The following is a 15,046-nucleotide window of genomic DNA, read 5'->3' as shown; positions in this document are numbered from 1 at the left end:
GTGACTTATGAGCGAGGGGATTAGGATTAAGTTAGACGTTCAGTTATTTGGTGGACTTGTGGTTTCTTATGAGGGTAAGAACATATCAGTTGGTAAAAATAAGTCTGCAAAATACGTTCAGCTGTTAGAAATAGTGTGGCTCGCTGGAGAAAATGGTATTCCTAAGGAAAGACTTATGAATATCCTCTATGAGCGCGAAGAACAGTCGAATCTTAGCAACAGCTTCAACAATCTGATCTATCAGATGCATAAGCAGCTAAAGAAATCAGGACTGCCAGACTATGACTACATTGTCAATAAAGATGGTATCTTCTATACTGATGACAATATAGAAATAGTCACAGATGCAGGAGAGTTTGAGAAGGCTGTTATTGAAGCCAGAAAGCACGAAGACACAACGGAAGGTTTTTTACATTATAAAAGAGCCTTTGATCTTTATGTAGCTGAGCTTTTACCAGAAATAGCGACCCAGGAATGGGTGATCATCAAGAGTGTTCAATTACAGAAGATGTACTCTGAGTGTGTAGTTGCGGTTGCCAATTACTACGAAAAGCGCAGAGATTACGAAGCTATGTATAAGACCTACAAAAAGGCAGCAGAGCTTTATCCGGATGATGAGTGGCAGATCGGTGAGATCAACGCCCTTGTGGATATGGAAGCGTTTAAAGATGCATATGCTGTATATGATGAGACAGTCAGATATTACACTGACGAACTTGGCATAACCCCAAGTAATGATCTTCTTGAATGCTACGAGCGAATGAGCAGACAGATTACAAATACACCAGGCAAGATCTTACAGATCAGGAATGACATCATAGAAAGAAGAGGAAATGTATCAGTAGAAGAAGGTGGAGCCTATGATTGCTCCTACCCAAGCTTCATAGATGCATATCATATACTTAGTCGCAACATGGAGCGTTCAGGACAGTCAGTGTACATGATGCTTCTGACACTGGTAGATTACGAAGGCAAGACCATTTCTAATCAGGCTAAGTTGGAGGCAAGAGGAAAACTCTTGCAGAAGGCAATATCTCTTACTCTTCGTCAGGGAGATACTTATTGTAAGTATTCCGCATCACAGTTCTTGCTTCTCCTTGTTGGAACCAACAAAGAAAGCTGCAAGATCGTATACAGAAGAGTTCTTAACAAGCTTAAAATTTTGGCTGGACCAAGAACAGAACTGGAATATAGCGTAGTTTCTTTAGTAGATCTTCCAGAAGGCCTTGGCCGGGCAGAATAACAATAAATATAGCTTTTCGGGGGAAAAGTGGTTTTTTTATGAGGATTCCGCAGGCACGTAACGTGCCTTGCGGAATTTTGGGTTTATGGGCAATTTATTTATCGAAAATTTTATAATTCGTTCATATGTGGTTTAAGTTCTATTGATATACTTATCAAGTAGTATTATAAGCGAAAAGGAGTGAAGTCTATGGCAGCTAAACATGTCGACTATTCAGATATAGATTTTGCTGAGAATGCAGAAAGTATAGAAGAGATTGGGTCACTTAATTTTATTACACCAGGTGATCTCGAGAACCTTCTCAAAATGAAGGATCAGGCAAAGGATTTCCAGATCCTTATGATGAAATATGATTGTGCGTTATCAGAAGTGAGGACCAAGCTTGATGTTCTAAACAAAGAGCTCTCACTTATCAACAACCGTAATCCATTTGAAGCTATTAAGATGAGGATCAAGACGCCTGTCAGCATCTACAACAAGCTGGCAAGCAAAGGAGTTGAGTTTACCCTCGATAATATAAACGAGCATTTGTCAGATGTAGCCGGTATCAGAGTCATCTGTTCCTTTGTGGATGATATCTATATGCTGGCTGATTGTCTTGCAAATCAGGACGATATCAAGGTTCTTTTGAGAAAAGATTATATTGAAACCCCTAAGGAAAGCGGATACAGAAGTCTTCATCTCATCATCGAAGTTCCTATCTTCCTGACTCAGGAAAAAGAGTATATGAAGGTGGAAGTTCAGTTTAGAACTATCGCAATGGATTTCTGGGCAAGTCTTGAGCATAAGATGAAATATAAAAAGAATATTGAGAATCAGGAAGTTATTTCTGATGATCTTAAATTCAGCGCAGATCTCATCAACCAGCTGGATCTTCGAATGCAGCAGATCCGCGAGAAGATTGACGCTAGCGGAGATACTGACTAAGATAGAAAGCAAAAGTGAGCCCTAGGGACGGAGGTTGCGGCTCACTTTTTGAAAATGAGCCGCAACCTCCGTCCCTAGGGCTCACTTTTTGGGGGAAAGGAAAGAGGAGTGTTATGAAGAAAAGAATTGTTTCTATAGTTATGGCGATCACTATGACTATGTCACTTTGTGGCGTAGCCGGATGTTCAAGTACGCCAAATGATCCTGAATCTGCTTCTGATTCAAATTCAGCAACAAATACAAATACAAACGTCGCTCAGGGCACAGGAACTGAATCCGCCTTTGGCTATGATGAAGATATCTACTATGATCCTGATCTGGTTCCATCAATTGAACCATACAAGGTAGCAGATGACTTCTCTAATGTTGTCTATCACCACTACTTTGACTACATGTTTGATACAAGTAGTGAGTACGGTGGAGAATCTGCAGCGCAGCTTGTTGATTCTCTCAAGGAAAAGAACTTTGCAGTCAAGCAGGATAGCTTCTCAGAGTTTTTTGATGTGTATGAAAGTAACAGATACATCGTATTTCCTAGCTTTGTAACTGTTGATTCCCTTATGCACACATATCACCTGTATTTCTCATATCTTCTTAAAAGAACTGAGAAAAACTACCTTTCAGTAAAATTAAATAACATCAGTAAAGATATGCTCAAAAGAACTGCAGCCCAGTATGAAGCCTTAAAAGGCACAGATTGGGAAGGCGCAGCTTTAAATAACCTTGAATTCTTCTATGTTGGATGCCTTCTTCTTGATGACAAGATCACAGCTCCAATTTCAGCTGATAGCTTTAACAAGGCAGTCCAGCAGGAGCTTGCCAAGATACAGGCAGCAGATGGCATATATGAATGCCCGCTTACAGGCCTTAATGAAGACTACAGCCAGTACAAACCAAGAGGCTACTATGAAGGCGATGCGCAGCTTGAAAAGTACTTCCGCGCTATGATGTGGTATGGACGAATTGCCTTCAAGGCTGACAGCGAGGAAATGGTCAGATGCACAGTCCTCATGAACGCAGCACTTTCAGAGGGTGATGCTGATTACAACAGCGTTTATGACATAACCAGCTTTTTTGCCGGAGTATCAGATGATATCGGATACGCAGATGTTAAGGAAATCTTGGAAAAGAGCTATGGCAAGATGCCAGAAACTTCTGACCTTACATCAAATGCAGCTGCGTTTCAGCAGGTAGTAACAGAGTTTAAGAATGCTAAGGCACCACAGATAAATTCAATACCTGTATATGAAGACGAAGAAAACGTGATCCCATCCTATAGATTCATGGGACAGAGATTTACAGTAGATGCAGCGATCATGCAGCAGCTAATATTCCGCGCAGTGGAAGAGAACAGCCAGGGACAGCGCAGGATGCTCCCTGATGCTCTTGATGTGCCAGCAGCCCTGGGTTCAGACACAGCAATGGATATCTTAAAAGAGCAGGGTGCTACAGATTACAAGAACTACTCAGAGAACATGGCTATGATGCAGGAAACCTTCAATAATTCAGATCCTGCAACATGGAATGCATCTCTTTATTCTGAATGGCTCAACACACTTAGACCTCTCCTTGAGCATAAGGGCGAGGGCTATCCTTCATACATGAAGTCTGAGGATTGGGACAAAAAGAACCTTGAAACCTTTACTGGTTCATATGCTGAGCTCAAGCACGACACAATTCTTTATGCCAAACAGGTCATGGCTGAGATGGGCGGCGGAGAAGATGAGGAAATCCCTGATGACAGAGGATATGTAGATCCTCAGCCAGTTGTTTATAGCAGATTCGTGTCTCTTTCTAACAAGACTCTTGAAGGCCTTAAGGGCTATGGCATGATCGACCAGGAGAGCGAGGAAGACTTAAAGCTCCTTTCGGAGATTGCCATGAGACTTCTTCAGATCTCAGAAAAAGAGCTAAAAAATGAGTCACTTTCAGATGATGACTATGAGTACATCAGAAATTATGGCGGTAATCTTGAGCACTTCTGGCTTAAGGCTAATCAGGATGACTTTGATACGGACCTTGTCTATGCTTATCAGGCTCCATGCCCTGTAATTGCAGATATAGCCACAGATCCTAACGGAACAGTTCTCGAGGTCGGCTCTGGTAAAGTTGATAGCCTGTACGTGGTGTTCCCTATCGACGGTGAGCTCCACGTAGCAAGAGGCGCTGCTTACAGCTTCTATCAGTTCACACAGCCAATAGAGAACAGGCTCACAGACAGCCAGTGGAGAGCAATGCTTGAGGGTGGATATCTCGATGATGACTGGAACTGGGTTGAGAGCGAATCAGCACCAGCTAAGCCTGAATGGACAATGAGTTACAGAATAGGTGGCTGATGAAAAGGTGTTTACAATACATAAGTAAATATAAATGGTGGCTGCTACTGCTTTTTGCAGTGGCAGCCATTTGCTGTGCTCTGAACTTTTCAAATCTTAGAACCCTGTTTGCACCACCTCTTTGGGTCAGCTTCCAGGATAAAAGAATTTCTTTTACCGAAAATGGATACGATTATTCGTTGGTAATTCAGGGTAAAAAATGTGGATTATATAGTTCAAATGGCGGCAGATTGTGGACAAGTGATGATGCATACAGGATTCAGGATGGATTTCTTACGGACCTTGATGGAAATGGCAATCCTGAGATAGTTCTTTTGGTGTGGAAAAGAGGAACCTACGGCAAGGCGCGTCCCTTCTGGGTGAAAAATAACGACAGCGCCTATTCACAGCATATCTTCATATATGACATTTCTGATGATGGAAAAGTCAGCCAGAAATGGTTTGCTTCGGACATTGGTATCCTTGTAAGCCGAATGAAGCTTATGGACAAGAATCCTTCGATCATCCTTACAGAAGACAGAAGCGGCAATAATACCCTTTGGAGATGGGAGTCCTTTGGGCTTAAGAACATAGAAAACGAAGTGAGCTTTTTGGCCTTTGGTGACAACATCATTCATGAGCCTATCTACGAATATGCAAAGAGATACGAAGGTGGAAGCTTTGACTTTTTGTATGAGCCCTTTGCAAAAGAGATCCAGAGTGCGGACATTGCTATGGTTCAGGCAGAGACTGTGTTAGTTGATAAAAAAGACATGGTATCAGGCTATCCAAGCTTTGGTTCACCTATGGAGGTTGGCAAAGCTCTTAAAAAAGCGGGATTTGACGTTGTGGCCTGTGCCAATAACCACGTTCTTGATAAAGGGACCTATGGTATCGATGTCAGCAGTTCTTTTTACAAGGAAAATGGCATGACTGTGCTGGGAATGCAGGGGAGCACTGAGACAGAATATCGCCCCTATGAGCTTATCAGCAAAAATGGCATTAAGATCGCGCTATTTGCCTACACATACGGAACTAATGCAGGTGATGCGTCAGACAAATACCCATACATGATCCATTACCTTCCTGGAGATTCAGACGCAGAGAAGGATGCATTCGTCAGTGAGATCAAAAGCGCCAGAAATGAAGCGGATTTTGTGATCGTCTATGTGCATTGGGGTGATGAATACGAGACAAAAGTATCTGACTATCAAAAGGAGATGACAGCTCTTTTGGCAGAGGCTGGGGCGGATGTGGTCATAGGAAGCCATCCTCATGTGGTCCAGAAAGCAGAGCTTGTAAAAAGACCTGATGGCAAAGATATGCTTGTTTACTACTCTCTTGGGAATTTCAGAGCAGATCAGGAGTATAAAGGAGCCAAAGCAAGCTTTGTTATCGAGCACTCTTTTGAAGGAGTCTCCATTAAAGAATGGCAGCAGACAGAGTTTGAGGCATACTGGAAACTAAAGTGACTTGGCATATATTTTTTTTCGCCAAAAAGTCTATTATAAACTTGACTAATTTGCCCTTTGTATTGTTTAATGTCCTAAGCGCTGGCTATAAAATTTTTACTATGATAGCCCTTTAGGAGGAAAGAAAAATGAAAAAGAGATTAGTATGTTTTGGCTTATGTCTCGTAATGTTGTTCTCAGCAACTGCTTGTAACAGTTCAAGTGGAAACCACGAACTTAAGGGAACAGAGGACGAGAATCAGAAGAAAGAGTTCGTTTCAGAAAAGAAGCTCGAAGAAGAGATTGGCTCATCTGATGAAGCTAGCACAGAGGCATCAGAAGATATTGATACAGATATTGACGAGATGAGTGAAGATTCAGATCTTGAACTTGAAGATATTGAGGATCTTGAAGATATTAGTAGCACTGCAAACAGTGGACAGGGCGTTCTCCTTGGATATTCTTATGTAGGATATGAGGATGGATGCATCACATCAGCTCCAAGTGGAACAATCAAAGATGATACAGTTCTTTTCAACGGTGTAACTGCTGGAGAAATGTGCGATTACATGGATAAAGAGATTCTTCCAAAAGGAGAGAAGCTCAACAGAGACCTTGTTTACCAGTTCCTTGAGGTTAATCTTATCAGTGATGACGTAACAGACGATGATTACTCATTTGCTTATGCTTGCCTTCAGGCACTTTCAATTGCTTATGAATTTGGAGATCATGATGTTCAGGTCAAGAAGATGAGAGTTTCATTCGACAACAGAGAGGTTCGTTACTACGACGTAACTATCGATGGCAAGGATGATACATTTGTAAGTGATATGCTCAACTACAAGTTCTCCATTGATAATGGCGACACAGATTACTCAGATATCTACAACAAAGATAATCTTGCTCTTTGGGTACTTGGCATCTCAAAGGTATTTAATATCAGCTTAGGCGAATAAGATGTTAAAAGAACTGCTGGTTTGTGCCGGCAGTTCTTTTTTGTTATACTAGTCAAAGAATGATTTGACTAGGAGGAAAAGAAATGGCACAGAACCCAATAGTTACAATTACTATGGAAAATGGTGATGTTATTAAGGCTGAGCTCTATCCAGAGATTGCACCTAACACAGTTAATAACTTCATTTCACTTATTAAAAAGAACTTTTATGATGGACTTATCTTCCACAGAGTAATCCGCGGCTTCATGCTCCAGGGCGGAGATCCAGAAGGAACAGGAATGGGTGGCCCAGGATATGGTATCAAGGGTGAGTTTTCATCAAATGGTTTCAAGAATGACTTAAAGCACACAGAGGGTGTTCTCTCTATGGCTAGATCCATGATGCCTAACTCAGCAGGCTCACAGTTCTTTATCATGCACAAGACATCTCCTCACCTTGATGGTGATTACGCTGCATTTGGTAAGGTTACTGAAGGTCTTGATGTTGTCAACAAGATCGCAGAGACAGAGACAGACTGGAATGATCGTCCTGTTCAGGATCAGGTCATGAAGACAGTTACTGTTGAGACCTTTGGAGTAGACTATCCAGAACCAGAGAAGTACTGATACTAAAATACTTTTGTTTTTTGCAGAATTCTTCTTTACAATCATGAGCCGGTATGCTATCATAACATTCGTTGGTGCAATAGGGGAATCATACAATGGCTAGTATGCCGGTCTCCAAAACCGCTCATGCGGGTTCGAATCCTGCTTCCCCTGCTATTGTATAGGCTGAACTTTAGAGAGTTTCTAGAGTTCAGCTTTTTTTGTTGTGTAAGAAATTCTTATTTGACGCAAAACGTGTACAAAAGTTGGACCATGAAGTATACTGTGTAAATATGAAAAAATGTGTAACAATTTGGAGCCAATATATGAAAAAAAGAAATGTATTAGTATGCCTTACAGCTCTTGCAGTTTCAACTTTCCTTGGTGGATGCGGCGGACCTGAGGGACCTGTTCCTAGTAAAGGCGATGTGGCAAAGTATGTTAAAGAAAATATTTCTGAAAAGTGTGAGTATGTAAGTCGAGAGACAGTTAGCGAAAGCCCAAAGGAAATAGCTTATACATATAAGTCAAAAGAGCGTGACCTTGAATTTAAGGTATATGCATATCGACATAATGTTGGTATGTACGAAATGAAGATATATAAAGGAAAAATAAGAACTGATTATGAGTACGTGGTCAGAACATCTTACGATTCCAGGATCAAGCCTTTATTTGAGGAGTTCATTTCTGATGGAGATGTAAAGATTGCCAGTTCTGATCAGGTGGATAAGCTTGCAGAAGCCTTCGTAAAGGCAAACGAGATCTATAGAGAAGAACTTAAGTACAATGATAAGAACTTTTTAGAAGAGCACCCTTATGACAATATAAGAGTTGTATGTGATACTGCTCCAGGAAGCACTTATAAGACCTATGGCCTTGGATATTTTGCCATTAATGGTGTTGAATATGATGAAGAATATTATAAAAATGCCTTAGACAATGGGATTGCCCAGGCCATCAAAGATGGAAAAATCTCGGGAGAGCAGTATCAGGGCTATGAGGATGCTATAGAAGATATACATGTTTCACAGCTGGACCACATCTATCTTAATGATGAAGAGATGCTCTATGATAACAATCAAAATGACTACGGTACTGTAGGAGTAATGACTGAAAAATACGCTTATTCAGAATATAACTATGATGAAAACAGCTATATGATGTTTGTAGATTTCGGCCTTGTAGCAGACGGTATAGGAAGTCCTGCCTTTGTGATCAGAGAGTACACAGACAGGCTTGGCGGCTCTTTTGAGATCCTTACTAAGGACCAGACCACCAAAGACCAGGACCTTGAGTGTTCCTGGACCATCGGCGACCACAAATACGTAATGACATGCCATTACAACGAGATGAATGTGACTGATCTCAAAGCTACCTGCGATGGCGAAGACCTTCATATCGGTAATAATCACAAGCCAGAGAACGACTTTAGTGTAACAATGGTAACACTTGAGGATTTCTGTAAGATGCTGGATCTAAACTATAGAATTGATGAAGAGAGCGGAAGTTTGTATCTGTATTCTAATTGATTGAAATTGACTCGTTGTAGTAAATGTAGTATTATGATTGTGCGGAAACGCATTAAAACGAGATAATAAAAAGCTATGGCAAAAACGAAACCCTAGATGTTGCAGCATCTAGGGTTTCTTGCTCGTTAGAGTGAGCTATTCTCAGGTTAGTACCGTGTTACTCATCTCTGTCTAGCCATTTGCAAATAAAGAGATGAATTGGATGAGTTTTATGCTTTTTGTTTATAGATATTGACTGAACTTTGCTGTTGATATATGATGTTATTGCAGAGATGCAGAAAAAGCGATTATATATTTCATTGAAAAAACGAAACCCTCGATGTGGCGACATCGAGGGTTTCTTGCTCTATTGAGCGAGTTATGCTCAGGCTAGGGCCGTGTTACTCATCTCTGTCTAGCCATTTGCAAATATAGTAGGCGACTATACTTGCCAATACAGAGATAATAAATGCGGTTATACATTCCATTGAACTGCCTCACCTCCTTTCTGCTGGAGGGACACGGCTTTAATAAGATAGCATAATCGATGGAGTAAGACAATCATGAAGATAATTCTTATCGATTATTGAAAAAGACAGAATTCAAGATAATCACTAGAAATTCTGTCTTTTTTTATTGGTGTAAATTCATATGAAAACAAGTGATTTGAAATTTTATTTCTTAGAATACTGCAGTTTGATGAAATAAATAGTTGTCGGGGAATGCTTTTATCACTTATACGTATTGATATACACGGGGGGGCGTTATAATAGTCAACGTCGGCTTTAACTAGATGGAGGATGAAGAATGTTATCGAGAGATGGATTGAAATGGTTTGAAAGCACTGAAAATGGTGTATCGGAGATTTCGCCTGAAAAAGCACATATTATATTATTAGCTCAAATAATAGATATAGTTGAACAGACAGATGCTAGAGTTGATTTGCTGGATGTTGAGTTTTCAAAAAAAGTGGAAGATATCTATGAATTAACAAATGGCTGGTACGATAACGAGAGCTTTATTATAGATAATTACTCAGAAAGGCTTACTGCATTTTTTAAGGCTATATTAGTAGATAATAAGGGACCTAAAACATGTGAAGCAGCAGTTAGATATGCAGTGAGGGAAGCGTGGTTTTTAATATGCAATCGTAATGATATGAAGATACTATGGGAACTTTTTAAATTTTACAGAGATAGTATCTTTTCTCTTACACTTAAGGCAGATGAAAAAGAATATGACAAGTATGAAGGGATAGTTCGAGCTTTTTATGATGCCACTGAATTTGGTAAGCTTTTGGTAAAAAAAGACAAGATTAGCAAAGATGTAAATTTTGAATTATTTGAGATTTCCCAAATATTGGCTCATAGAGCATTGATAATATACAAGGGCGGGGATTCAATAAGTGAAGAACAGCTAAAAGAACTAGAATTGGCAATTAAAGTATACGAAATCATTTCTATCATGGTATGTTCGGACAAAGAGGATGTTATCAATATATATCAGGACGATAGAGCTAAGAAAGTATATGATAAATGCCTTTTGCATTCATGGTATTCAGCTTGCTATGCAATGGATGCATTGGCAGGATTGGAAGAAAATTGTAATAAAATAGTAAAAATGATAGGTGGCCATAAAGCGACAGCTTTAGAGAAAAAAACAAATATAAATAATTCTGAAAAGAAAAAAGTAGTTTCGACTAAATCGAAAGATTCGTTTTCGAAAGCCAGAAAAAAATATCAGCGAAGGTTAGAAGAAGATAGGCAAACAGAATTATTGCTAGCCAAAGAATACGTTACATTAAGGCAAAAAGGATTGGATGACTATATAAGAAATACGTGGGCAGGTATTTCTTATTGGGAATTAGTGGGAAAAAGAAGAGATAGATTAGGAAACATTCAGCTGACGCTGAAATATCCTGGCAAGGCAAAAGTTTATAGATATGTTCATATGTCATGGGATGAAGCAAGTCAATCTTATTCTCATTATGATTTAAATCAAAATGCAAATCCATATGTTGGAAAATTTTATAAGTATTTTACAGATGTGAATGATGATGATTTTGCTATCCCAGATATTAGTGTAATTAAGGATTTGTATTTGACAAATGAAGAATTTAATAACTATGAGGTTAATACGGATCGCTTTAATGAACTATTGGATTATATAAATGCTTTGAATTTAAGAAAAAAACAAATGAAATATGTCTTTGATGGGCATAAGCAAAAGGGTTGGGCAATAGTTGACAAAGAGTATGACGGATATATTTTAAAGTTAGAATCTTTTCTATATTGGTTTAACGATTTATTTAGAAATTATAAAAATGATAAATCCTCAGTTAGTCAGGGTGAGGCGGGAGAAAGTTTTATTTTATCTGAACTGGCAAAGTATAATGAAGGGGACTGGATTATCTTTAATAGTGCAATTCTTCCGATAACATCGCCTAAGACTGAAATGGAAAAGAGAATTGGTGAGTTTGAAAATGACTTGATCATAGTAAATGAGAATGGTGTGTTTACACTTGAAGTTAAGAATTATCAAAAGGGAAAAATAGAAATCTATTCAGATGGAAGGGTTGCTCATTATGACAGTCGTGGGGAGTTACTTCCTTCTGAAAAACAGAATGTAATAGAACAAAGTGAAAATCATATTAGATATCTTTCTATGTTTTTAAAAGATGTTTTTGATGATTCTTCAGATGATATTAAGAATGTTGTACATGGAATCATTGTCATAGCTAATAACGATTTTGAAATAAGCAAAAATGAATTGGATTATCCAATTGTTAGACCTGTTTTGCTGGGGAGGGCGCTGAATTCATCTTATGGAGATAAATTGAGTGCTGAAATGCAAGAGAAGATTGCCAATGCAATAAAGAAAAATTTGAAAGCATCACATAAGTATGTTCACAAGGATTACAAGGTTATTTTTTCAATGATAACAGATAAGAAGTTAAAAAGTATCTGCAATGCATGTGAGGCATTAAAAATTTCACTGGACGATGTAGCTGTGCCAGAAAATTATAGAGGTTAATGAAATGCTTAGAAGAGTAGACAATAGGTGGATATCAGACACTAAGGAAGGAACTTTTACGCTAACATCAGAGGAAGCATATTTTGAAATATCTATTCAGATGTTGGATATATTAAAACAGGCAGAATCTAACGGTGAACAAGCTGATATAGATGGAGCAAAAAGAGCAAGAGCTCTATACGATGCATCATTGGAATTAAATGTAAGACAAGTATTCTTTGGGGAACAGGTGAGAAAGAGCATTATGCCATTACTTGATGCACTTTCTAAAGATTATCAGGCTCCACGTACATGCGAAATTATTGCTTGTTATGCGATAAGAGAAATGTGGAAGCGTGTAACTCATCAGCAGGATACTGATATGCTTTGGGAACTGTTTTCTTTTTATAGGGATAGAATAATGCCCTTAGTATTAAGAGATAAACCTGAAGAAATTGAACAATATGCTCGAATAGTAAGAGCGTTTTATAGGATGACGGGAACAGAAACAAGTCAGTATGGAGTGCCGTTTTGCTCAATAATCAATAATTCATTTCAAAAAAATATAAGTTATTCTGAGGCATACAGCCAATACAGTGAAGAATTAAAAGGAAAAAATACGTATAATGATAAGATGGTAACAGGTAGGCGCGCAGGTGTGTGTTATGAATTGATTTATATCCCTAAAATTCTTGCTGATAAAGCGATTGAATTAAATAAAAAAGGAATCTATTTAAGCGATGCACAAAAGCTTGAGTATCTTGTAGTAAAGAAAGGGGCAATTCTAGCAGAAAAGATAGCAAATACGACTGATGATATGGTTCATGATGTTATGTACGATAGCGATTTGGATCAGTTCTATAAAGAGTGTATGGAAAAAGAGTGGTATGGGTTCTGCTATACGGTTGCCAGTCTTCAGGGGCTTAATTCTGAAAGAAAGAGAATCGCTAGTCAAGTTGGCAATTATTCTGTATATGACATTGATAAATGTGAGGACGTTACGGCGGGATTCGTTTCAATTCTCGTTAATATCGCCATTCCAATAGTGTCTATATGTACAGTAGCTCACTTTGCGAAGAATGGACATTATTTAATTGATGTTCTTGCTGTATTGGGATTTGTGTATTTGCAAAACATCATTTCAAAAAAAGCTACTCATGCATTGAAAAATCAATATGCATATAGATTTTTTTTGACATTTTCTATTATGACACCAGTATTGTTTTTGATACGAAGATATCATTTTTTCCTTGTTTTAATAACTATAATTATGTTTTACATGATATACAAATACAATCTTTATAAATTAAGGAATAAAAATACTACAGCATTTATGGTCTCATGTTCAATGGCCGCTGTTCTTCCATGCATAATGATTTATTATAATCACATGTATACTGGAATAGTTGCAATGCTGTGTTCATATTTTTTAATCTATACAGAAAACTAGATTTTGAAAGGTGATTATATGAAAAAAGTAATACTACCAGTTATTGCAGCTATAATGGCATCATTTCTGTTTTTGTGTGTTGTAGATCCTATTTCTCATCCAAGCTATATGGTTGGAACATGGAATACAGAGCATCAAGCAGACTATATTTTAAAATCTTCTGGGATATGCACTAACAAAGGAATTCCTGGAAGGTGGTATGTTAAGAATGGATATGTGTATTTGAGCTCACTATTTGCTTATGAAGAGGCTGAGGTTGTAAGCGAAACTCAGTGGATAATGAATGAAGATGGGTACAAGCGAAGGTGGACAAAAGTAGAATAAAATACTTTTCTAAAAGTTATCATTTGAGGTTGAACATAATACTATGTTCAACCTTTTTTAGAATATTAGTGAGTCTGATTATTTGAATGATTATTAGAGATGTAAATTGCTTCCCATTTTATGCATTTCCCAAATTAAACGTAACAACCAGCTCTATTTTGCTACATGCAAGATAATCCCCCTCTAGTTATGTCCCACTCTTTCTTGGTATAATAACATTCATAGCAAACACAGGAGGAGTTTAATGGAAAGAGAAAACGCAAAAAGGACATACTCAAGATTTGGGCTGAGTTATGTGGGGATGCATTGGGTGTATGTACTTTTGTACATAGTGGTACTGCAGGTTGTTAAGCTGATATGCAGAGCACCATATTTACCACAGAGCATCACATTGATCATTAATTTTGGCCTTAGATTCGCAATTATCTATCCGATAATGTATCTGGCAGTTAGAAGCCTTCCCAAGCATCAGATTGAGAAAAAGAGACTTGGTATAGGTGGATTTATCGCATGCTATTGCATATCTGTAGCTATCATGTACATATCTAATCTTACAGGACTTGTACTTAATGGCCTCATTGGGAGACTTACAGGTCTTGGGGCAGTAAATCCTATATTTGACGTGGTAGGAACAATGTCACCAGTGATGCAGATTGTAGTAGTAGCGATTCTTGCACCTATATTCGAAGAATTATTGTTTAGAAAATTTCTGATCGATAGAACTGTAAAATACGGTGAAGTATCAGCAATGCTCCTTTCGGGAATCATGTTTGGTCTGTACCACGGCAATCTTGCGCAGTTTGTATATGCTACAGCACTTGGCATGTTCTTTGCATTTATTTATATCAGAACGGGAAGAATCGGCTATTCAATTGCAATCCACATGATGATCAATGGCGTAAGCAGCTATCTGTCAGCATATGTACTTAATGGATCTGTGATTGGCCAGATCACAACAGCTCTTTTATCTGGAGATATTGACACATATACTGATCTGGTACGGGATAATATTTATTCACTTATATTATTAATGACTATTGGCCTATGGCTTTTGGCAGTTGCTGTAGCAGGGATCATACTTATGATCGTTTTTCGCAAGAAGTTTGTGTTTGAGCATCATGAAGGCGAGATTCCAAAGGGCGAGAGATTTGATACAGTTATGGGTAACCCTGGAATGATAATATATGTATTTTACTGGATCTTATCAATCATACTGATGCAGTTTGGAATCAGCATATTGGAAGTTATCTGCAAGGTGTTTAAGTTTATTTGATAA

General features: G+C 38.3%; 11 protein-coding genes and 1 tRNA gene. All 12 read left to right on the top strand.

From position 1 onward, the window contains the following. The first annotated feature begins 7 nt into the window (after positions 1 to 7). The 12 genes from BUA02_RS09750 to BUA02_RS09695 all read left to right on the top strand — a co-directional run bounded on the left by BUA02_RS09750 (position 8) and on the right by BUA02_RS09695 (position 15,043). A complete protein-coding gene (locus tag BUA02_RS09750; protein WP_072703442.1) occupies positions 8 to 1,243 on the top strand; it encodes a bacterial transcriptional activator domain-containing protein in 1,236 nt (411 codons plus the stop codon). Between the two features lie 189 nt (positions 1,244 to 1,432). Further along, the gene (locus BUA02_RS09745; RefSeq protein ID WP_071175413.1) at positions 1,433 to 2,170 is read left to right on the top strand and encodes a GTP pyrophosphokinase; all 738 of its coding nucleotides are present in this window, start codon (positions 1,433 to 1,435) and stop codon (positions 2,168 to 2,170) included. A gap of 113 nt (positions 2,171 to 2,283) precedes the next feature. Beyond that, entirely contained in the window at positions 2,284 to 4,506 is a 2,223-nt protein-coding gene (locus tag BUA02_RS09740) for a DUF3160 domain-containing protein (protein WP_072703440.1), read from the top strand. Then, entirely contained in the window at positions 4,506 to 5,957 is a 1,452-nt protein-coding gene (locus tag BUA02_RS09735; protein ID WP_178297640.1) for a CapA family protein, read from the top strand. The genes BUA02_RS09740 and BUA02_RS09735 overlap by 1 nt, the downstream gene beginning before the upstream one ends. A 128-nt stretch (positions 5,958 to 6,085) precedes the next feature. Then, the gene (locus tag BUA02_RS09730; protein ID WP_072703436.1) at positions 6,086 to 6,892 is read left to right on the top strand and encodes a hypothetical protein; all 807 of its coding nucleotides are present in this window, start codon (positions 6,086 to 6,088) and stop codon (positions 6,890 to 6,892) included. Positions 6,893 to 6,975: 83 nt separating this feature from the next. Then, entirely contained in the window at positions 6,976 to 7,497 is a 522-nt protein-coding gene (locus BUA02_RS09725; RefSeq protein WP_071175417.1) for a peptidylprolyl isomerase, read from the top strand. Between the two features lie 81 nt (positions 7,498 to 7,578). After that, a tRNA-Trp gene (locus tag BUA02_RS09720) sits at positions 7,579 to 7,650 on the top strand. Positions 7,651 to 7,802: 152 nt separating this feature from the next. Then, positions 7,803 to 9,005, top strand: a complete 1,203-nt coding sequence (locus BUA02_RS09715; RefSeq protein ID WP_072703434.1) for a hypothetical protein — start codon at positions 7,803 to 7,805, stop codon at positions 9,003 to 9,005. Between the two features lie 786 nt (positions 9,006 to 9,791). Then, positions 9,792 to 12,017: a nuclease-related domain-containing protein gene (locus BUA02_RS09710; RefSeq protein WP_072703431.1), complete on the top strand. Its 2,226-nt coding sequence runs from the start codon at positions 9,792 to 9,794 to the stop codon at positions 12,015 to 12,017. Between the two features lie 4 nt (positions 12,018 to 12,021). Next, positions 12,022 to 13,446: a hypothetical protein gene (locus BUA02_RS09705; RefSeq protein WP_072703428.1), complete on the top strand. Its 1,425-nt coding sequence runs from the start codon at positions 12,022 to 12,024 to the stop codon at positions 13,444 to 13,446. Positions 13,447 to 13,464: 18 nt separating this feature from the next. After that, positions 13,465 to 13,770 carry a hypothetical protein gene (locus tag BUA02_RS09700; RefSeq protein WP_072703425.1) on the top strand — a complete coding sequence of 102 codons (306 nt, stop codon included), beginning with the start codon at positions 13,465 to 13,467 and terminating at the stop codon, positions 13,768 to 13,770. Between the two features lie 244 nt (positions 13,771 to 14,014). Further along, a complete protein-coding gene (locus tag BUA02_RS09695; protein WP_072703422.1) occupies positions 14,015 to 15,043 on the top strand; it encodes a CPBP family intramembrane glutamic endopeptidase in 1,029 nt (342 codons plus the stop codon). The last annotated feature ends 3 nt before the right edge of the window (positions 15,044 to 15,046 follow it).

The organism is Butyrivibrio hungatei DSM 14810, from assembly GCF_900143205.1.
GTDB lineage: Bacteria > Bacillota > Clostridia > Lachnospirales > Lachnospiraceae > Butyrivibrio > Butyrivibrio hungatei.
This window is presented reverse-complemented; position numbering and strand designations above follow the sequence as displayed.

Bases quoted from the DNA above. Each gene is read 5' to 3' on its own strand.
- BUA02_RS09710 (WP_072703431.1), top strand. From the start codon at position 9,792: ATGTTATCGAGAGATGGATTGAAATGGTTTGAAAGCACTGAAAATGGT.
- BUA02_RS09740 (WP_072703440.1), top strand. From the start codon at position 2,284: ATGAAGAAAAGAATTGTTTCTATAGTTATGGCGATCACTATGACTATG.
- BUA02_RS09725 (WP_071175417.1), top strand. From the start codon at position 6,976: ATGGCACAGAACCCAATAGTTACAATTACTATGGAAAATGGTGATGTT.
- BUA02_RS09695 (WP_072703422.1), top strand. From the start codon at position 14,015: ATGGAAAGAGAAAACGCAAAAAGGACATACTCAAGATTTGGGCTGAGT.
- BUA02_RS09705 (WP_072703428.1), top strand. From the start codon at position 12,022: ATGCTTAGAAGAGTAGACAATAGGTGGATATCAGACACTAAGGAAGGA.
- BUA02_RS09730 (WP_072703436.1), top strand. From the start codon at position 6,086: ATGAAAAAGAGATTAGTATGTTTTGGCTTATGTCTCGTAATGTTGTTC.
- BUA02_RS09715 (WP_072703434.1), top strand. From the start codon at position 7,803: ATGAAAAAAAGAAATGTATTAGTATGCCTTACAGCTCTTGCAGTTTCA.
- BUA02_RS09700 (WP_072703425.1), top strand. From the start codon at position 13,465: ATGAAAAAAGTAATACTACCAGTTATTGCAGCTATAATGGCATCATTT.
- BUA02_RS09750 (WP_072703442.1), top strand. From the start codon at position 8: ATGAGCGAGGGGATTAGGATTAAGTTAGACGTTCAGTTATTTGGTGGA.
- BUA02_RS09735 (WP_178297640.1), top strand. From the start codon at position 4,506: ATGAAAAGGTGTTTACAATACATAAGTAAATATAAATGGTGGCTGCTA.
- BUA02_RS09745 (WP_071175413.1), top strand. From the start codon at position 1,433: ATGGCAGCTAAACATGTCGACTATTCAGATATAGATTTTGCTGAGAAT.